Below are 21132 nucleotides of genomic sequence, written 5' to 3'. Positions count from 1 at the left end.
GAAATTCTACTCGTTTATTGATATTAATATACTTTATCTCCATTGAAGATAGAATTTTTTACTACTACATAGTCGACTGTACGGATTGAGTCTAGTTTACTTCCACCAGCATAAGAAATAGATGATTGTAAATCCTGTTCCATTTCTACTAAAGTATCCATTAAAGATCCTTTATGTTCCACGTACATTTTTTTACCTTCAACGTTTTTCTTTTCGCCCTTTTGGAACTCAGAAGCAGAACCAAAGTATTCTTTAAACATTTTACCGTCTTTAACAACTGTTTGGCCTGGAGATTCCTCATGACCAGCAAATAGAGAACCGATCATTACCATTGAAGCGCCGAATCGAACTGATTTTGCGATGTCACCATTTGTACGAATACCACCGTCAGCAATAATTGGTTTAGTTGCTGCCTTTGAACACCAACGAAGTGCTGCTAATTGCCAACCACCAGTACCAAATCCTGTTTTAATCTTCGTGATACATACTTTACCTGGTCCAATACCAACTTTAGTTGCATCGGCTCCTGCATTTTCAAGCTCGCGAACTGCTTCAGGAGTACCTACATTGCCAGCGATAACAAAGCTTTGTGGTAAATGATGCTTAATATGCTTAATCATATTAATAACAGCGTTCGAATGTCCATGAGCAATATCGATTGTTATGAATTCAGGAATTAACTCTTCTACAGCTAATTGCTCAATGAATGCATACTCTTCTTCTTTAACACCAACAGAAATAGAAGCAATCAATTTGCGAGAGTGCATATTTTTTATGAATTCTGAACGAGTTTCCGGGTTAAATCGATGCATGATATAAAAGTAACCATTTTCAGCTAGGTTAATGGCAATCGTTTCATCAATAATAGTTTGCATGTTTGCAGGTACTACTGGCAATTTAAATTTATGACCCCCAAACATAATGGAAGTATCACATTCTGATCGACTATTTACTATACATTTATTTGGGATTAATTGAATATCTTCATAATCAAATACGTTTTCCATTTAAGAACACCTCTAAATCACGAATATTTTTTAGTAATAGGCATTAATTGTTCGCCCTTTGGTAATTTACCTTATTTTTGAGACTATGTCAAAGTATTTCTAAATAAAGCGCGTATTTTTTAGCTTGTCCGAAAGAAGTGAGTATATAAACCAAAATAGATGAAACTTTTAATAATATATATTATGTAAGAATTATTGACATAAAGTTAAATATATTTGAATAAAAGTAGGGCATTGTAATCATATTAAATTTCGAAGGAGATGATATGATGCCAAGAAGATCAGAAAATCAACATGTAGAAGCAACACCACATTTTGATGGCAAAGAGACGTTAAATAATCCACCAGGTACTGCAAACGAAAAGCTAACAGTCATACAATCAAACACTCGAGAAGAATTTGGAATTGAAAAAAATCCTTTTAAATTTAAACCTAGAATCGATCCTGTGATGCAACGATTTGAAAAACTGATGCGAGGAACAAAAAGAGACTAAAAAATACATCTCGTTCAATTTGAACGGGATTATTTTATCGTTTGGGGGGAGTTTTGTATAAGTAATTATTTTGAATCAAAAATAACACGAAACTAAAAATCAATTTTACATATAAGGCTAACGCACAATAGGCTTACATCTCTCCTCATAAACTAGAGGAAGGAGGGAGCTAATCGATGCTTGATAAAATCAAACTTTTAATTGGTCAGCCGATTGGCGTTGCGTTTAAAAATGGACTTAGCGTCTCGGGTGTCTTATGTGATGCAGATGAAGACGAAATTTGTTTATTAGAATACTTATATCAACAAAAATTTGTACAAAAATATTATGATTATGAGCTAATACAAGGTATTTATATATTCCCTAGCTGTGATAATGATTTACTAAATTAATAAAAACTTGAATAATATACAATGAGGTATCTTAATAGTAGGGTACCTTATTTTTTTTAAAACCACTCTAAAAAGGCAAAATGTGCGGACAAGTATTTAATTTTGTCCGCACATTGTCTCATTCTTTAAGTTTTCTCCATAATGTAGCTCTGTTTATGCCAAGCCGCTCAGCTGTTTTCGACTGATTAAAGTTTTCTTCTTTTAATACAAGCTCAATGATTTCCTTTTCGATATCCTTTAATGTTCCCTTAAAGGATAGAGCCTTTAAAGCAAGTTTTTCTACATTTAAAACATTTTCAACTGTCTCATGTTGAATGACAATATAATTTTCTTTTAAAGCAATTTGTTTCATGACAAATCGTAAATCATCAATATTGAAGGGATAGGTAGTTTCCTTTAACAAAGACAACGATTCGTCTTTGATCTTAACAGCAACAGTTCCATATTTTTCATGGAAGGAGGATAAAAAATATTGTACAAAGCCTTCAATATCCTCTTTTCGTTCATTCAAAGGTGGAAGTTCAACTATATTAGAAATTTTACTTGTAAAAGGTTCAAATTGAATGATGTTTTCTAATAGTACAAACACATGTATTTTTAAGTTAAGGCACATTTCGATAAAAGCTGACAACTTATCATGATTATCTTTGATTCGTGATAAATTTTGAAATTTAATTGTACGGACACTGTTTAAGGGAATCTTATCCAATTGGTTGATATTATATTTTTCAAAATTAATTGTTAAAAGTAAGCCTTCATTACACTGGTCATGTATATAAGTAGAAATAAAATCCTTACCGGTTCCTTTTTCACCGATTAAAAGGATAGGCTCGTTTATTTGATAAAGAGTTTTGATTTGCTGCAATATAAACTGGATTCTATCTGAATTAGCAATTAATGGCGCATATAAATTTTCTGTATGTACCTTTAAGCCTTCTTGATTTAAAAGCTGGTCATGTTTATTGAAGATATATATTTTATATGAAAAGGTGGGCGAATAGTGTCCCTTGATTTCGATTATACAATCTTCTACAACATAATTTTTTGTAGCTTTTTCATTATTTAGATTAATGTCCGTATTTAATATGTACATCTCACTCTTTAAATCATTAGTAAATTGTATTGTGGTAAAATGCTCATAGACGATATTGTTTTGATTATCGAGAAGAACAAAATTTTTATAATTTTTCTTCGTGATAATCTCGAATATTTTACTAGGTATATTTACTTTATTTATGTAATGAAATAACTCTGTTGCTTGTTCTAATGATCTAATAATCGTTACCTTGCTAGCGTGAATTAGAAATCCTTTTAGACCGTATGCTTCACTTGTTTTTAAGGTAATTGTATCTCCAATAATTTGCTTATAGCCTTTATTTTTCAGCTCTACAATTAAAGGGGGAACTTCATCAGTATGTTCAATTGTGAATACTGAAATAGGAAGATCCATTAAATCGATTGTCGACTTCGCAAATGTGGTTATATCAGGAAAACTAATAAGTGCAGATTTATCGCTTAAATTTGAAGCTAGCGTAAGCGAACGAATCATATCGTAGCCTGTAATATTCATATCAATAACGGGCGTTTTCACTGCCTCTTTAATGAGCCTGGCTGTAGTGCCTCTACTAATGAATATATTTGTTTCATATTCTTTTGATAATGCAATATCAACACCCGCTTGTAATTCTCCTATAGATACACAGATCTTCATATCGGGAAAAAGTGGAGTACATTCTTTTATTATAGGTAACATTGCTTCATAGGGTGCAATTATATGTACATTTATCTTCATACTTTGAGCCACCTTTCTACATTTAAGTATAGCTTTACGAGGTCTATGTAGTATCAAATCAGATTTTAATATTTATTGTATCATGAAGTTTAACTAGTAGAAATGAATAGGTGTAAAATCAAGGGAAAGTCGGTTTATTTTGAAGTTTTCCCTCTATTATTCAAGTTACAAAAAACCATTTTCATAACTGATTTAGAAGTTTGTTTCTTCTAAATCAGTTATTTTTTTTGCTTTAAAAAATGGGAGAAAACGCTATTACATAAGTGTTTCAGGTGGAATATAAAAATATTTCATTTATTACAAATATTACAATTTATTTCTATTTTTATATCAATATGTATATTTCTGTAAGTCCGTGGACAGAACTTATTTCGTAATTCAATTACAAATTTCGAGATTAATTGTCAGGAGGACGAAGAAATGAAAACTAAATTAACCTTAATGATGCTACTTATCGTATTTTCGATATCTACAACAAATGTATATGGGATGGAAATTGATCGAGCTGCTATGCATACCGATGATGAAGAGGAGAGCTTAATAATCACAGATCCATTAGGTGACGGATTATTCGATGATGCGTTAGATCGTGATGTTGCATTTTACAAGATGCTACAACCAGAAGTTTACAAGGTAAAAGAAGGGGATAACCTATTCCGAATTGCTATAAATAACCAAGTTGAATTGAAGGACTTAATGGAGTGGAATGAACTATCAGATTATACAATACATCCGGGTATGGATTTAATTCTTTATGATGATGGAAGTGAAAAGGAAGAAGTAACGATAGTAGCGAATGCTTCCGTAAATACAACGCAAAATGTAGAAAAGAATGTGGCGAAAAAACAGCCAAGTAAAACGGAATCTAGTCAACCTAAAGTAACTCAGAGTTCGTCTGAAGAACCCGCTTCTGGAAAAGAGCTATTAGTAACTGCAACGGCTTATACGGCTTATTGCGAAGGCTGCTCTGGGACAACAGCAATTGGAATTGATTTACGTTCTAATCCAAATCAAAAGGTAATTGCAGTAGACCCAAATGTCATTCCATTAGGCTCAAGAGTGTGGGTTGAAGGATATGGAGAAGCGATTGCTGGTGATACTGGTGGAGCTATCAAAGGGAATAAAATTGATGTTTTTATCCCAACTCGTAACGAAGCACTTCAATGGGGCCGCAAACAAGTTAGAATAAAAATTATTAATTAATAACAAAAGCTCTAGGGATTATAAATCTCTAGAGCTTTGCTTTGTTTCGGTTAATTATTAATAATAACTAATATTTATACATAAAAGAAATTAAGCTGTAAACCAAATTTACATGTGAGTATCTTTTTATCTCAAAAGTTTGACATTTATGAATCGGAACTTTTTTCCCATGGTATAGTTTGAAAAATGTACATCTACGTAAGGTATAGCCTATGAATTTTATGAAATCGCATACATGTGGTATTGCTAGTTGTCTTAGTTTAAAGACAAAAAGCTTATCAGATAAGTGTTTATATAGTTATGTTAACTTTTCTGACATTGATGAAAATAATTTATGAAAATTGTATTGACATAAGGGGAATATAATGTAAAATTAAGTTAAATAAAGCGTGTTACATTTCCTAACATCATAGAATAATATAACGTAACATGAAGAATCTTTTTTTAAGAAGGGAGAATGAATTTTATGGAAGCTGTTGTAGTGCTAATGGATAACCTGTGGGTAGCGATTGGTGCAATTTTAGTATTCTTTATGTTAGGCGGATTTATTTTACTCGAAGCAGGTTCAACAAGAATGAAAAATGCTGGTCATGTAGCTGGCAAAACAATATTCACTGCTGGTCTTGGTACTTTAGTATTTTGGGCTGTAGGTTACGGGTTTATCTATGGAGATGGAAATGCATTTATCGGATTATCGAATTTCTTCTATGGAGATACAACAACCGCAGCAGATGCAGGTGGGCTAACACCAGCAGTCGATTTCTCTTTCCAAGTGATGTTCGCTTTAGTTGCACTGACAATTGCGTTTGGTGGATTTGCTGAGCGTGCAAAACTATCTGTCTACGTAATCTTTGCTATTCTTTTCTCTGCTTTAATTTATCCGGTAGTTGCACACTGGATTTGGGGTGGTGGCTGGTTAGCTGAACACGGTAAACAAGACTTTGCTGGCTCTACAGTAGTTCACTTAACTGGTGCAATGGCTGCTTTAGCTGCAACGATAATTTTAAAGCCTCGTATTGGTAAATATAACAAGGATGGCTCTTCAAATGTCCTTGCTGGGCATAACCAAGTATATACTACTTTAGGTGTTTTAATTCTTTGGGTAGGTTGGTTTGGTTTTAACGGAGCAAGTACTTTCGGTGTTGCTGATGGCTTCTTAGGATATGTTATCCTAAACACTCAATTAGCTGCTGGTGCTGGTGCAGTTGCCGCAATGTTTACAGCTTGGGTTAAAACTGGTAAAGCAGATGTACCAACAACATTAAATGGTGCACTTGCTGGTTTGGTTGCCATTACAGCTTCTTGTGGATTTGTAGCTCCTTGGGCTGCTGTAATCATCGGTTTAGTCGGTGGTGTAATGGTAGTATTCAGCATGCAATTATTTGAAAAACTTAAAATTGACGATCCAATCGCTGCTTTATCTGTTCATGGTACTGTAGGGGTATGGGGTACACTTTCTAACGGTTTATTCGCTTTACCTGCATTATCAACTGACATCGGTTGGGGTCAAGCTGGATTGTTCTATGGCGGTGGCTGGGAACAATTAGGCGTTCAAGCTTTAGGTGTTGTTGCTTCTGGTGCTTACGCATTTGTAGTTGCATTTGTTCTTCTTAAAATTATGGATAAAGTTATGGGTGGTCTTCGAGTTACAGAAGAAGAAGAAATCATGGGCTTGGATATTTCAGAGCATGGTAGCTATGGATACCCAGAGCAAATGGCTTTAGAAGAAGTAAAATTAACTACTGCTGCAACAAAAGATAAATTCTAGTAAACTACTAATCAAAAAAACCTTATACTTAAACAAAAAGCCTCTGACATTCAGAGGCTTTTTCTATAAAGGAAGTGATCTCTATGGAAACGTATGAGTCTATAAAGGAATGGAAGGATGCCCATATACCCTCCTACCTATCAAATAACGTTGAGCTCAATACATTTCATGATCAGGTAATGCTAAAAGTACTGGAAATTGCAATAGAAAGAACAACATTAAAGAAATCACCGTGTAAATTTACTTGGTTTATAACGGGTAGTGGGGGGCGCCTTGAACAAGGGTTAATCAGTGATCAGGATCATGGGATTGTTTATGAAAAATACACTACCGAAAATGACTTGTATTTTAAGAAGCTTGGTGAAGAATTATCAAAAGGATTAAATATTGTTGGATATCCATATTGTTCTGGCAATATAATGAGCTCAAACCCGATTTGGTGTAAATCATATAAGGAATGGAAAGTCCAGTTGTATAAGTGGATGGAAGAAAAAAGCTGGGAATCCATTCGATACTTGCAAATTTTTTATGATGCTAGAGCTTTGTATGGTGATACAGAATATATAAATCAATTAAAAACGATGATTTATGAACAGCAGAAAGACTATCCAACATTGTTGAAGCGTTTAATGGAAAACGTAAAGCTACTTAAAAATGCCATTGGTCCAATGGGTCAGATCTTAGTGGAGCAACACGGGGTTTACCAGGGGCATATTAATTTGAAATATGCTGCATTTCTACCTTACGTCAACTCGGTTCGACTTCTATCTATTAAAGAAGGTCTTATAGAGACCTCCACGTTAGAGCGGATTGAAGTGCTGCGAGAAAAGAAGGAATATGAAGAATTGCTTAAAGACAGCTATAGAAATTTCGAATTACTCATGAACTATCGTTTAACTTTATTTCAAGTAAAAGAGTATGATGATACGCACTATTTAAATTTAAAAAATCTAACGAAGGACCAAAGAAAAGAGATTAAACGAATTCTTAAATATGGGAAAAAACTCCATGATGCTGTAATTGAATTAGTGAACGTGAAAGAAATTTAAGGAGTGCAAATGAAAAGGGTGTTGATATGGCATTTGAACCATTTATGCAATTACTAAGAGGGATTCAAGGAAAGCGTGTACATGGTGGTATTGGTGGTATTCAGAATTCTCAGCAAATGGCTTATTTGAGACATTTACAAAAAGAGATTAATAAAGATGATGCATTGAATACACCATTAGATAAGTTGAAAGTGGTGGTTTTTGATATTGAGACTACTGGATTTTCTCCTGAAAGAGGAGATGCAATTTTATCCATCGGGGCAATAAAGATGAATGGGTTAACAATATTGGAGGAGCAACAATTTTATTCTCTAATTCATTATGAGGACGAAATTCCACAAGAAATCGTTCAACTTACCGGAATTACAAATGATTCCGTACGTGAAGCGCCGCCAATTTCAAATGTCTTAATGAACTTCTTCGAATTTGTACAGGATTCTACTCTTGTTGCCCATCATGCAACTCATGAAAGAAGTTTCATGCAATATGTAAGCTCAAAGCATTTTAAAACACTGTTTAAGCATCGAATTGTAGATACATCCTTTCTTTATAAATTAATAGATCGAGATTTTGATAATGTTTCATTGGAAAAACTTTGTATAGAAAATAATATACCGATTGTTGAGCGTCACCACGCATTAGGAGATGCAAAAATGACCGCTCAAATTTGGCGTATTTATGTAGAGAAAGTTATCGAATTAGGTTGCGAAACATTAAATGATGTATACAATCAATTTGCAAGAATATAATAATAGATTTTTATTTAGAGTGTAAACAAAGTCTTTTTCTTTGTTTACACTTTTTATGTGTGGATGAACTGCTTTTAATTTCCTTTTAAACATAAGCTATATTTATAGTAAAAAATCTTATATCATATTAATATAGTAAGGATTGAATAGTAATAGATTAACTTATTGACTTGATATAATAAATAAAATTCAATTTATAAGTTGGTTATTCTCATAAATGTAAAGAAAAGATAGGTGATAGAAAGATGGATAATATATCAAATGTTAATAATATTTTAAAAGATAAAATGAAGATTGTTCCTTTCAATGATGTGGAGAATTTATGTCTAGTTGGTCCAGTAAAGCTACCGGTAAAGCAAGAGGGTTTTGAAACAACTTTTCAATGGTACACATGGGTAACAACAGAGAAACAACATGATACAAAGGACTCTATACTTAATTCGATTGTCAAAGCAGAATTGGCATCAAAGCAGCAGTCTTCAGTATTGGTGTTTGGTGATTTTACAAACGCAGACGACGCAATTATTCGTATGCATAGTATTTGTCATACGGGCGATATTTTTGGGAGTCAGCGTTGTGATTGTGGCTATCAGCTTCATGAGTCTATGAAAATGATTGTTGAGCATGGCTGTGGTGCTATCTTTTATTTAGCGAACCATGAAGGTCGTGGAATTGGATTGTTCTCTAAGTCCTTGGCATATATTTTACAGGAAGAGGGCTATGATACGGTAGAAGCCAATCATGCACTAGGATTTGAAGATGATTCAAGAAATTATGAAGAAGCGATTCGTGTACTTGAGGCATTAAGATCTAAACCAGTTACATTGATTACAAATAATCCTCAAAAATTAGCTGCCTTAAAATCTCATGGTCTTCTTGCACATAATCATATTCCCTTATGGGGCGGTTTAACTGAAACAAATCGTCATTACCTTGAAACCAAGGTGAAAAAGTCTGGACATATTTCAGAAGAACAACTAACTGTTTAAGGAGTGTGTATGTGTAGTGATGAAGACAGACAGTGATTACATGCAATTAGCTTTAGAGTTAGCTGCTTCAGCCAAGGGAAACACAAATCCCAATCCATGTGTTGGAGCAGTTCTTGTAAAAGATGGTGTCATAGTTGGTACCGGCTTACATAGAAAAGCAGGTGAACCACATGCAGAGGTACATGCTTTTAATATGGCAGGGGAACACGCAAAGGGAGCAACCTTATATGTTACGTTAGAGCCTTGCTCACATTACGGCAAAACACCGCCTTGTGCAAATCTGGTCAAAGAATCAGGAGTTAGTCGTGTTGTAGTCGCTACTATGGACCCAAACCCATCAGTTGCTGGAAGAGGTATTAGTTTATTAAGAGCTGCAGGTATTGAGGTTGAGGTCGGCTTATTAGAACAAGAGGCACGTAAATTAAATGAACGCTTCATTCATAATATGGTAGCTAATAGACCGTTTGTTATTTCGAAATTTGCGATGACAATGGATGGGAAAATAGCGACTCATAATGGCCATTCTAAATGGATTACGAGTGAAGAGGCACGATTACAAGTACACAAGCTTCGTCATGAAATGGATGGAATACTGGTTGGAGTAGGGACCGTTTTAGCGGATAATCCATCCCTTACGACAAGGCTCCCACACCGTGAAGGGGAAAATCCTATTCGTATCATTTTAGATAGTGAATTAAAAACGCCGTTAAATGCTAATGTTGTCAATACGGCTGTAGCACAAACGATAATTGTTACGAGTGATGAGGTTGATGAGGCAAAGGTGAACCGGCTAACTGAAAAAGGAGTTCAAATCCTAACTGTTTCAAAAACGGAACAAGGGTTAAACTTGGAAGAAATGCTTGACGAATTATATGAAATCGGTATTACGGATATTTTAGTAGAAGGTGGAGCAGAGGTAAATGGCTCCTTTTTAAGAGCAGGATTAATTAATAAGGTTCTTGTTTTTATGGCACCTAAATTAATAGGTGGGCGTAATTCGAAAACGCCTTTTGCAGGTATGAATATTGATAGTATTGAGGATGGACTTCAGCTAGAATTCGATTCGATTGAACAAGTTGGTCCAGATTTATGTATTACAGCATATCCTGCGGTAGAAATTGTTTAAGCCGGTTGGTATTTACACAAGATAACCGATAGTAATTATCAAAAGAGAGATTTAGAAAGTAGGAGCTTTTTGTGAGATTTGGTTTTGATATTGATGATACACTCATTAATTTAAGAGAGCATGCATTTCATATTTATAATCGAAAGCTCAATCAAAGTATTGGGCTTGAAATATTTCGTGAATTAAAAACAGTAGAAATCCATGAAGCATTTGGATTAGATAGCGTAGCTGGCGGCAAGATGTGGAACAGCTTATTAGAGGAAATCTACTTCACGGATTGTCCAGCTTTTGTTGGAGCAATAGAGCTGTTAAACCAACTTGAACGTGAGGGACATGAAATCTTTTATATTACATCTCGTCCCAAAGGATACTGTCAAAAAACACGACAATGGGTGAAGGACAAAGGATTTCCCGTACATGATGAGCGTTTTTTCTGTGGTATGCAGGACCAAGAAAAAATCGATATTATAAAACAATTAAATTTAGATTACTACTTTGATGACAAGCCTGCAGTTCTTGATACATTAAAGGAGATTACAACAAGTATTTATGTGAAGGACCAATCCTATAATCAACAAGTGAGTATACCGAGAGTAAAGGAATGGACGGATTTTTCATATTAAAATATTCGAGATATCTTAGTTGCGATGGAATAAATCATATTTTTATGATATATTGATATCCTGATGTATTGAAATCGAAAGTTTTCTTGCATCGTCTGGCAGTGTGGTATATAATTATATCCGCTGTTTTTATTTGGTTTTATTGTTTAAGATAGGGCCATTCAATGACAAAAGATATACTATCAATATATCTTGCAAATATAAATGATAGGTGGAATATAAATGAATTACAGAGTTTTACTTTATTATCATTATACGACAATTGAAGATCCAGCTGCTTTCTCAGCCGAACATTTAAAGGTATGTAAAGAGATGAATCTAAAAGGTCGTATTCTAGCAGCAAATGAAGGTATCAATGGTACTGTTTCAGGTACGATTGAAGATACAAATGCTTACATGGAAATGATGAAGAATCATCCATTATTTAAAGGAATTGTCTTCAAAATTGATGAAGCTGACAATCATGCTTTCAAAAAAATGCATGTTCGTCCACGTCCAGAGCTTGTAAACCTAAGCTTAGAGGATGATGTGAATCCACATGAAATTACTGGTCGATATTTATCTCCAGAAGAATTCTTAAATGAAATGCAAGATGATAATACAGTAGTACTAGACGTTCGTAATACTTATGAATATGATGTGGGTCACTTCCGTGGTGCGATTCGTCCGGAAGTAGAAACATTCCGAGATACACCACAATGGGTACGTGATAACCGTGAATTATTTGAAGGAAAACGAGTGTTAACATATTGCACAGGTGGTATCCGCTGTGAAAAATTCTCTGGCTGGTTAAAGCGTGAGGGAATCGGTGAAGATGTTGGTCAATTGCATGGTGGAGTTGCTACTTACGGTAAAGACCCTGTTGCAAAAGGTCAGCTTTGGGATGGTCAAATGTACGTATTTGACGAGCGCTTAACAGTGCCTATTAACCAAGTAGAGCATGTAATCGTCGGAAGAGATCATTTTGATGGTACACCTTGTGAGCGTTATATTAACTGTGGAAACCCAGATTGTAACAAACAAATTATTAGTTCAGAAGAAAATGAATTAAAACATTTAGGCGGTTGCACAATTGAATGTTCAAAACATGAACGCAATCGTTTCATTGAAAGACATAATTTGACTGAAGAATTCGTTCAACAACAGTTAAAATGGCTTGAGGAGCAAGAAGTAAACGCATAATAGATAGCATGAATGGTGGGGAGATTTTTTCCTCACCATTTTTTACATACTATTGTTAAAATGCATCTACAACTAGAAATATGATAATATTTAAGATAATTAACGAGATAATGTGAGGTGAAGGGCATGACGAAGGCGCGTATTATATTACATGTCATATGAATAGTGAAGAAAGTGTCTTTAATTCTATTAATCTATGTATATGAAATATTTTTTGAATTTAATTGTGAATTATTATGGTGAGTGAAAATATGTCTAAATAATTTTTAAATATTTATTATGAAATAACACCCTTTCAAAATGAATAGGGTGTCTTGTATGTCAATCTATAAATAAGTGCAATAATATTTGTTATTTATATTTTTTTCTAATCAATAAAATCATTTATATCTATATTAAAACGTTTTACAAAAACGTCATCCTCTAGTCCAAATTTACTTAAATGGTTATTTCTCCCTATATGGCAATCTGAACATAATGTTATTGAATTTTCAATTGTTGATTCTCCTCCTAAAGAGAAAGGTATTATATTTGCTACTATCAATTGAGTTGAAGGGGCAGATAATCCACAAGCCTGACAAATAAAATTATCCCTAACAAAAACTTCATAGCGTCTTATGGATATAGATTTTATTTTATTTTTCAAATTAATATCTTTCGTTTCAATAATTAAAGAATCCGGATTATTTAGTAATAAGAGCTCCTCAACCTTTAGTTCAAGTTCATCTGCTATTTTTTTTAATAAACTATTCGAAGGATTACTTACGCCTCTCTCTACTCTACTTAATTGTGAGTGACTCATACCTATTCGATTTCCTAATTCCCTTAAACTAAGACCTTTCACTTTTCTAGAAATCATAATTTTTTCCCCTAAAGCATTCATCTAAAGCCTCCTGTAACGCTAATAGATAAATTATAAAATAGAAAGATTAAATTAGACAGTTTTTCAATCTAAAATATTATTGACTAAATATACATTTATAAATAAAATAATTTAAAACACCAATATGCACCGAAATGCACCAAAAAGAACCGGTGCGAACACATTTTTTTAGAAAATTATGATTTTTAAGTATAAAAAATTTTTAGACTTGAAATTCACTCTTCATAATTTGTAAAAATAATCAAGGTAAGAAAGGAAAGATTCGGTGGGCTTAATAAAAAAAATAGAAACAGCAGTAGGTACAATTTACGAAAGATATGATAGCGATAGTAAGATGATTCAAAGGACTGGCGCTGTTGGATTTGTAAAAGAATATAAAGGGAAAGTGTATTACATAATTACGGATATAAATGGGGTTAGTATTAAGGAAGCAAATAAATTTCTTAATTTTTCATTAGAGGATTCCAGTATTAAAAAGCGTGAGCAAGCTTTTTCAGCATTAAAAATATTTTATTCGTATATTAGTTTATTCCAGTTAAATAATTATAGGGACGGAATCGATAATGAGAACCTTAATAAGCTACTCAAATTCTTAAAAGGAGGGAAACAAAATGGTAATATCTTAGATTTTGATTTTAAATTGGAGAGGAAACATTCTACTTTACGACCTTATTTGTCAGTCTACAGAGAATTTTATGATGTAATTTTTAATATTAGAGAAGGTCCTTTGTTTAAAAAAACATTAGTTCAAAACTATCAACATGATACAAGTGTATATAAAACCGAAAAATATAGTGTAAATCCTAAAGCTTTAAAAATTACAGTTTTACCTAAATATATTAGAGAAAATGAATATCAAAAAATATTAGAAATTATTGATGATAAATTCTCGATAAGAGATAGGATCATTGTTATGTTGATGTACCAATATGGTCTTAGAATTGGTGAAGTTTTAGGTTTAACAATTGAAGATATCGATTTTGATAAGAATGATCTTGGTTACTTTGTCCTTAAATTAAGAAATAGAATAACTGATAAAAGTTTCCAACATGCTAAAAGATTGATGGTCCCTCAAAAAAGTGAAGATTATACAAAAGAGTATTACAGCTGGGAAGGTATTGGATTATGGACAATCCTTATAGAAGATGAAGAACTTATAGATTTAATTGAAGAGTATTATGAAGAATCTAGAGATGAAATTATTTTCAATAAATCCAAAAAAAAACTAGAGAACCTTAAAAATAAATCTAAAGCCGACAAAGTTTCTGAAAACAATAATGTTAGGGAAAATCAATATTTGTTTTTAAATCAACAAAATTACACTCCCTTAACTGCTTCTGGTTGGGGTTATAGGATAAAGCAAATCTTTGAACTAGTAGGAATAAAAACTGATAAAGAAACGAAAAAAAATAATTTAAGTCATCGTTTTAGGCATGGATTTGCAATGAAAAAAATTTCCGAAGGTTATGATGAAATGAGATTATACAAGGCATTACGGCATTCTGGACCGCATAGCGTAAAAATTTATTATAATCCGACTCCTGAAGATCAAGCGAGTATTTTAAAAAATCAAAAAGTAAACTTAGAAAATCGAGGTTTGAAATGACAAATTATTTTTATAAACAAATTCTTTATGAAGAGATTAATACCTTACGGGATAAAGATGAAAATCTTATTCTCCTTTTAAAAGGTTATATCGAAGGTTATTTCCCATTATTAGAGAGTGTAGGATCAGGTAAGGAAAGAGAGAAGTACATGTTTGCTAGTAAAAAGTTAATACAATTAGTTAATGAATATATAGAAAATGGAATGTCAACACTAAACTGGACAATCTTTATAAGGACCTGTTCTTGAATTCCACTGGCGATAAATAACCTAGTGTTCCGTGAATTCGAATGTTATTGAACCAATGAACATAATCATTAAGTTCAAGAGCGAGCTGTTCAAGAGAAGCGAAGTGTGCTCCGTTTGCGAATTCGGTTTTAAATACTTTGAACATCGCTTCGGCCACGGCGTTATCATAGGGACAACCCTTCATACTTAATGATCTTTGAATCCCAAATGTTTCTAGTGCCTCTGAAATTAGTTTGTTATCAAACTCTTTTCCACGGTCTGTATGGAACATCTTGATGTTATGTAAATTCCCTTTAATGCTGGCTAATGCTTGATACACAAGGGCTGCTGTCTTATTAGGACCGGCACTGTGACCAATAATTTCACGGTTGAAAAGGTCGACAAATAAGCATACATAGTGCCATTTTTTCTCAACACGGACGTATGTTAAATCACTTACAACTACAGCTAATTGCTCTTCTTGTTTAAACTGACGATGTAACTCATTTTTGATGGGTGCTTCATTACAGGTTTGTTTATACGGCTTGTATTGTGCCACGGTATACTTTGATACCAGTCCTAATTGTTTCATGATTCGACCGATTCGACGTCTAGAAACTACCATCTTCTGCTTCTTTAATTCTACTTTTAGTTTACGAGTACCATAGTTACTACGGCTTTCTTTAAAGAGTCGTTCAATCTCGTTGGAAAGTTCTACTTCCTCTGTGTTATGTGCTTCTTTTTCACTCAAATTGGCATGATAATAGTATGTGCTTTTGGCGATGTTGAGGACGTTACACATTGCTGATATTGAATATTTGTGAGCGTTATTTCGAATCACATCTATTTTCGTCCCATGATCAGCGCTGCTTGCTTTAAAATGTCATTCTCCATCATTAAACGTTGATTTTCTTTACGTAATTTTATTAACTCATTTTCTTCATCAGTACGGTTCTCTTTCGCAGTGAAGGCCCCAGTTTCTTGATGGTTTTTAATCCAGCGATCTAATGCAGATGGCGTGATTTCATATTCTCTACAGATATCTGCACGAGACTTTCCATTTTCATAAAGCTTGACTAATTGAAGTTTAAATTCTGGTGTAAAAGTTCGACGTTGACGTGACATAGTAGCACGCTCCCTTAGGTTAGTATGTTAAGTCTACTAGCCCTTATAGTATCTGTCCAACTTAGTGTAGCCGATTCAAAACACTAGCGAAATAAATTGGTATAAATTCTGTGATATGATGCAACGGTTAAATGAAATGATTGAAATTAAAGATAATACCAATAATTTTTCAAAAGTAATAAGAAATATGATAATAAATTTCTACCTTTATGTTGCTAATAATTTTTTATTAGAAGAAGAAAATATAAATAAAATTAAACATTTACTTATTAATAGAGAAGTCCGCTATGTAATACCGTATTCAAAGATTAGAGAAGGTGCTTTTTTTTATACTAATTACCCTAAATGTAGTAACCCTGAAAATATTTATCAATTACTGATTGATGATAAAAAAAGTGTAGCCTCACGGTTGGTAAATATAAATTTTAACACTAATAACACCTTCTTGTTTAAATTATTTGAACAATTCACCTTACATTGTATTAGTAATTTAGTCTATGAGGACTCTTTTACAACACCAAAAGAAAGAATAAATCACGTCTGTTCACGAGCTTTTTTTTACTTTTTTGAGGAGAGTTTAAAAGGAGATGTATTTATAAAGGAAGATATATCGGAAAAAGTTGATGATATTCAGCAATTAAATACACTGGCATATTTTAATCCTTCTAAGTTTATAAAACAATATAAATTTTTTAAGAAACTAGATAGAGAAGTGAATGCTAAGTCGTTTAATTCTGGTGCTTACTTAATTAAATTTTATTTATACATAGATGAAATATCTATAAAAAAAAATGGTGTCAGTATACTTGATAAAGGTATATTCCGTAGGGATTTCTTATTCTATAATAAAATGCTAACTCATATAGAATTAGGTTATGAAATATTAGTTCTTTCACCGTTTGAACCAATTCCTTTAAGTAATAAATGGTGTGTAGTACCAAACAATAAAGAGAAATTTACTTCTGAATTAAGTAGGAGTAATTATTATATTAATTTCACAGAAGTTAAAAACAAGTATCTAAGAGATGAATTGAAAACATATATCTGGAATTATAAAAATAGCCATTCTGTATTAAAAGGGGTCGTGCCAAGGTTAATTAATTTCCTAAATGAATTTGATAAATATCGAAAGGAGTTTGAGAAACTCACAACTTTCTACAATAATAAACTATCCTTACTTGACGATTTTCTTTTACTTTATTGTGTAACACTTAAAAATCGCAAAACAAATAAGGGAGAAACATTAAAGGAAAGTACTTATTTACAAACAATTAATCAGATTAAACAGTATCTACGATTTTATCAAGAAAAATATAATATTCCAGAACTAACAATTCAAAATTTGAAAGTGAAAACTAGTCGTTTAGATGGTGGAAACCCATTTGAAGCGGATGATTTTAAAGAAATAAAAAATGAATTTATAAAGCTTAAAGAAAATTCAAAAACTGTTGATGAACAAATTGATTCGGAACTTATTAACATTATTTTTTCCTTGTCATGTCAAACTAAACTCCGTTTAGGAGAGATTTGCAATTTAAAAAGAGACTGCATAAAGTCAATTAGTGAATCAATGGGCATAGGTGAGATTAGCTATATATCAAAAACATCCAACGGTGAAAGTGTTCCCACCTATCTATTAGTAGAAGATATCCAATTAATTCAAAAAGCTATAGACCTTACTGAGGAATATAATGATGAAGCAACATTAGACAATAAAGGATACGTATTTCTAACAATGTTCCCTACTAAAAGAATGTCAAATAGAAGGATAGGTAGAGTCTACGCGAAATATAGGTTGAATTTTAAAAATATCATTAAATCGCTTCACAAAGCCGGCAGAATAAGAACTCGATACGAACCCAATGATGCTAGAGATACTTTTATAGATAGTGCATGGAAGCAAGTTGAGTCTGGTAATATTACCCCAGCTATAGCTGCTCAGATTTCAGGTAATACAGCAAGGGTTGCAGCTAATTCCTATAGAAAACAACTCGACAAGGATTATTTAGAAGCTACTTATATGATTACTATAGGCGGTAGAGAAGTAGATGGAAGTATTGTTGATAATGAAATGGAAATAGAAAAATTACAACAAGTAGTGTCAGGGGCAGGAGCTTGCAATAGCAAGAACTGCATTAAGCAAAATGAGGTATATGAAGGGTCAGTAGATAGTGAATATTTATGTTTGACATGTAGGAAATTTGTAACTTCCTCAGATAGAGTGGATATATTTGAAAGGTATATGAATTTTTATCATGAAAAAGAAGAAGAAGCTGAGACTATAAATGAAAAAAGGTATTATAATTCGTTAGTTGAATTATATGGTTCTTATTTAACAGAAATTTTGCATTTTCAAAAGGAGAATATTCTTTAATGAATCTAACAAAACTAACGACAAGTTTGAAAAATGAAAGTTTTAACGAAGCAATAGATTTGAATACAAGTGATTATTTAGATATATCATATGAGATTGTAGAAGGAATTAATTTTAGAGACGATTATTGGGATTTTTCAAACCTGATGAAAAAAGAGACTATTAAAAAAACACATACTATATACAAATTTAATGATTTAAAATCTAATATCTTTAAGTATTATTTAAAAAAATTAATAATAAGACTATTATATAGTGGGGAAATACGGGCTAGTACCATTTATGGTAAATATTGTAGAATTAAGAATTTTATTAAATACTTAGAAAATGAAGTGCATATTACAGTTCCAACTGCAATCTATGATCAAATTATTCAAAACTACCTTAAAAAATATGAATATGAAAGGTATAGATATCATATACAATTTAGCATTAAAGAATATCTTATAGAGATTGAACATAAAGATAATGCATTTAATTTAAATGATCTCAGAAGCTTATTTACTCCTAGAGACATGCATAAGGTACAATATGAAATTGAAAATGGGAAAACTCCAAATATACCAGATAGAGTGTTTAAAGCGATACTTCAACAAGCAATTAGAGATTTAGAAAATGAAGATATTAATTTGGTTGATAGAATGACAGCTGGATTAATTATTCTTCTTTCACAAATAGGTTTAAGAATAGGTGAAGCTCTCTTGCTTGAAATTGGAAGGTTAAAAGAGGAAGAGATATTTAATGGAAAGAAAAAGTCAGTTAAACTTGAATTTTGGACTTATAAAACTACTGGTACTGAAGATGGTAAATGGACTATTACTTTTATGACATCATTAGCTATTAAGGCATATAAAAAATTGGAGGAATTGGGTGAGATTCGTAGAAAAAATGGTAGTAAATATTTATACCCTAACCCTGAAGGTGGTGCGTACAGTAGTACTGCTTGGGGTACTAATTCACTTAGATTTTTTATAAGGAACCAGGAAATAATTGGAATGGATACACTTTCAGAAATTGAAATGAATCAAGTTGCTAAAATAGAAGTAACAGATAATCTGGTAAATAATATGAGAAATTTCACCTCAGAAGATATTGGGAAAGTTTTTTTAAAAGTTAATGCCCACCAGTATAGAGTAGCAGTCTGCAATTATTTAAGAAAAAAACCAGGGATAAATCTACAATGGATAAAAAAACACATGAATCATTTAGAAGAAGAAATGACCATGCATTATTTTAGAGATGATAATAAAATTATAGAAGAAACAATTTTGAAGAGAAGTTCGAAACAAAGTGATTTATTAGAAACTGAAAAAACAAGAATATTTGATGATGAAATTCGAAAAGAACTAGATGATCCATATTATATTGAAGCATATAATACTATAAATAAGTTTTTAAAGAGAAACAAATTAAAAATTTATAAAGATTTGAATCATATTATAAGTGTGTTTCAAAATACACCTATTTTAGATAGTGAAATTGGCTTTTGTACAAGTGCTATGGCGAAGTTATGTGAAAGACAGGAAAAGCTTAATCAATTAGAAAGATGGTTTTATTTAAGACCACATGTACCTGATATTATAAACTTCAATTTAACTAATAGGAGACTTATAACAAAACTCGAACTTGTAAAACATAATAAGAAAGTATCAGATAATGACACCCGATATCTACGGGAATTTGAAATACAATCAAAAGCTTTCAGCTATTTTTTTAATGAAAAGTTTATTCCAGAATATGAACTATTAAAAAAACAAATAGAAATTAACGGAACAACCAATCTAGTTAAAGATAATCCTCATTTAGAACCTATATTAAAACAATTGAAAGAGGTAGATGAACTTGTACTGGAATGTAGTGAATGGTTGAAAAAAATATAGTCGAGATAGTTATAAGTGAAGTGAAAAAGTTAGAAATAAATAACGGTGATTATGAAGGATTAAGTCCTAAATTAAAGGAACAACTGTTTAAAGCAGAATATTACATTCAACAAAATATTGAAAAACAAAAAGAGATATATAAAGAGATTAAAAATAACAAGTTAAATATACTTAATATAGCTGAAAAAGCAGGAATTCCACGAAGTAGTGTATACAAGTCGAAAGATACCCTTGAAAAATACATCAATGGTCGTATTGTTGAGGTTGATAAGGAGGATATATTATCTTTACATAGATTAACAAGGCAAAAAAAATCACTAGTTGAGCTAAATGAATTTATTGAAAAAATACAAAATCATTTAATAGAAACAGAAATATTAGAGTATAGAATATTTGAACTTGAACAACAAATAAAGAGCTTAATTATTTCAAATCAAGATTTGATTTCAAGAGAGTATAAAGCTCAACAGGAAAATGAGTCGTTGAAAATTCTATTAAGAAAAGCTGGAATATCTAATGTATTAAATTTTAATAATAATTAACATTTTTCTAATTTAGATAGTAATATATATAAATTACTAATATAGCCTTATTCTGTTTTGCAGAAGGGCTATTTTTTATGCTTAATGCTATTCTTTATTAATTGATAAAAATATTTGTTAT

Annotated in this window: 19 protein-coding genes; 15 read left to right on the top strand and 4 right to left on the bottom strand. The window is 32.1% G+C overall.

Annotated elements, in window-relative coordinates; translation table 11 throughout:
* Positions 1 to 23: 23 nt before the first annotated feature.
* On the bottom strand, positions 24 to 1007 hold the full coding sequence (guaC, locus tag LG296_RS11160) for a GMP reductase (protein WP_107934901.1): 984 nt from the start codon (positions 1005 to 1007) through the stop codon (positions 24 to 26).
* A 269-nt stretch (positions 1008 to 1276) separates the two neighbouring features.
* On the opposite strand from guaC, the gene LG296_RS11155 reads away from it, so the two are divergent.
* Positions 1277 to 1501 (top strand): hypothetical protein, encoded by a 225-nt coding sequence (locus LG296_RS11155; protein ID WP_107934902.1) that lies wholly within the window; start codon positions 1277 to 1279, stop codon positions 1499 to 1501.
* A gap of 176 nt (positions 1502 to 1677) precedes the next feature.
* Positions 1678 to 1893 carry a hypothetical protein gene (locus tag LG296_RS11150; RefSeq protein ID WP_107934903.1) on the top strand — a complete coding sequence of 72 codons (216 nt, stop codon included), beginning with the start codon at positions 1678 to 1680 and terminating at the stop codon, positions 1891 to 1893.
* A gap of 118 nt (positions 1894 to 2011) precedes the next feature.
* On the opposite strand, the gene LG296_RS11145 is transcribed toward LG296_RS11150, so the two are convergent.
* Positions 2012 to 3685 (bottom strand): sigma-54-dependent transcriptional regulator, encoded by a 1674-nt coding sequence (locus LG296_RS11145; RefSeq protein ID WP_107934904.1) that lies wholly within the window; start codon positions 3683 to 3685, stop codon positions 2012 to 2014.
* Between the two features lie 420 nt (positions 3686 to 4105).
* On the opposite strand from LG296_RS11145, the gene LG296_RS11140 reads away from it, so the two are divergent.
* The 8 genes from LG296_RS11140 (at position 4106) to LG296_RS11105 (ending at position 12374) form a co-directional block, all read left to right on the top strand.
* Complete coding sequence (locus tag LG296_RS11140; RefSeq protein WP_107934905.1) at positions 4106 to 4888, top strand: 3D domain-containing protein; 783 nt, start codon at positions 4106 to 4108, stop codon at positions 4886 to 4888.
* A gap of 466 nt (positions 4889 to 5354) precedes the next feature.
* Positions 5355 to 6656 carry an ammonium transporter gene (locus LG296_RS11135; protein WP_107934906.1) on the top strand — a complete coding sequence of 434 codons (1302 nt, stop codon included), beginning with the start codon at positions 5355 to 5357 and terminating at the stop codon, positions 6654 to 6656.
* 83 nt (positions 6657 to 6739) lie between these two features.
* A complete protein-coding gene (locus LG296_RS11130; protein ID WP_107934907.1) occupies positions 6740 to 7705 on the top strand; it encodes a DUF294 nucleotidyltransferase-like domain-containing protein in 966 nt (321 codons plus the stop codon).
* Between the two features lie 26 nt (positions 7706 to 7731).
* Positions 7732 to 8454, top strand: coding sequence for an exonuclease domain-containing protein (locus LG296_RS11125; protein ID WP_107934908.1), 723 nt, complete (start codon positions 7732 to 7734; stop codon positions 8452 to 8454).
* Between the two features lie 245 nt (positions 8455 to 8699).
* Positions 8700 to 9443 (top strand): GTP cyclohydrolase II, encoded by a 744-nt coding sequence (locus tag LG296_RS11120; RefSeq protein WP_107934909.1) that lies wholly within the window; start codon positions 8700 to 8702, stop codon positions 9441 to 9443.
* A gap of 19 nt (positions 9444 to 9462) precedes the next feature.
* A complete protein-coding gene (ribD, locus tag LG296_RS11115) occupies positions 9463 to 10569 on the top strand; it encodes a bifunctional diaminohydroxyphosphoribosylaminopyrimidine deaminase/5-amino-6-(5-phosphoribosylamino)uracil reductase RibD (RefSeq protein ID WP_107934921.1) in 1107 nt (368 codons plus the stop codon).
* Between the two features lie 71 nt (positions 10570 to 10640).
* A complete protein-coding gene (locus LG296_RS11110) occupies positions 10641 to 11192 on the top strand; it encodes a 5' nucleotidase, NT5C type (protein WP_107934910.1) in 552 nt (183 codons plus the stop codon).
* Between the two features lie 222 nt (positions 11193 to 11414).
* Entirely contained in the window at positions 11415 to 12374 is a 960-nt protein-coding gene (locus tag LG296_RS11105) for a rhodanese-related sulfurtransferase (RefSeq protein ID WP_107934911.1), read from the top strand.
* Between the two features lie 367 nt (positions 12375 to 12741).
* Here the strand turns inward: LG296_RS11105 and LG296_RS11100 are convergent, their stop codons facing one another.
* Positions 12742 to 13257 carry a helix-turn-helix transcriptional regulator gene (locus LG296_RS11100; protein WP_107934912.1) on the bottom strand — a complete coding sequence of 172 codons (516 nt, stop codon included), beginning with the start codon at positions 13255 to 13257 and terminating at the stop codon, positions 12742 to 12744.
* A 265-nt stretch (positions 13258 to 13522) separates the two neighbouring features.
* On the opposite strand from LG296_RS11100, the gene LG296_RS11095 reads away from it, so the two are divergent.
* Positions 13523 to 14863, top strand: a complete 1341-nt coding sequence (locus LG296_RS11095) for a tyrosine-type recombinase/integrase (protein ID WP_107934913.1) — start codon at positions 13523 to 13525, stop codon at positions 14861 to 14863.
* Positions 14860 to 15111, top strand: coding sequence for a hypothetical protein (locus LG296_RS11090; protein WP_107934914.1), 252 nt, complete (start codon positions 14860 to 14862; stop codon positions 15109 to 15111). Before LG296_RS11095 ends, LG296_RS11090 begins: the two co-directional genes overlap by 4 nt.
* On the opposite strand, the gene LG296_RS11085 is transcribed toward LG296_RS11090, so the two are convergent.
* Positions 15092 to 16215 (bottom strand): IS3 family transposase gene (locus LG296_RS11085; protein WP_404426987.1). Its coding sequence is split into 2 segments (ribosomal slippage): positions 15092 to 15969 and positions 15969 to 16215, totalling 1125 coding nucleotides; the frame shifts between segments, so codons are not numbered across the junction. The genes LG296_RS11090 and LG296_RS11085 overlap by 20 nt on opposite strands.
* Positions 16216 to 16330: 115 nt before the next feature.
* Here LG296_RS11085 and LG296_RS11080 point away from each other — a divergent pair.
* From LG296_RS11080 to LG296_RS11070, 3 genes are read left to right on the top strand one after another with little or no spacing between them, the layout of a single operon-like run.
* A complete protein-coding gene (locus LG296_RS11080) occupies positions 16331 to 18589 on the top strand; it encodes a hypothetical protein (RefSeq protein ID WP_107937423.1) in 2259 nt (752 codons plus the stop codon).
* Entirely contained in the window at positions 18589 to 20469 is a 1881-nt protein-coding gene (locus LG296_RS11075; RefSeq protein WP_107937421.1) for a hypothetical protein, read from the top strand. The genes LG296_RS11080 and LG296_RS11075 overlap by 1 nt, the downstream gene beginning before the upstream one ends.
* Positions 20451 to 21011 (top strand): hypothetical protein, encoded by a 561-nt coding sequence (locus tag LG296_RS11070; RefSeq protein WP_107937418.1) that lies wholly within the window; start codon positions 20451 to 20453, stop codon positions 21009 to 21011. Before LG296_RS11075 ends, LG296_RS11070 begins: the two co-directional genes overlap by 19 nt.
* Positions 21012 to 21132 lie beyond the last annotated feature (121 nt).

The sequence above is a fragment of the Ureibacillus chungkukjangi genome (assembly GCF_044795995.1).
Classification (GTDB): domain Bacteria; phylum Bacillota; class Bacilli; order Bacillales_A; family Planococcaceae; genus Ureibacillus; species Ureibacillus chungkukjangi.
This window is presented reverse-complemented; position numbering and strand designations above follow the sequence as displayed.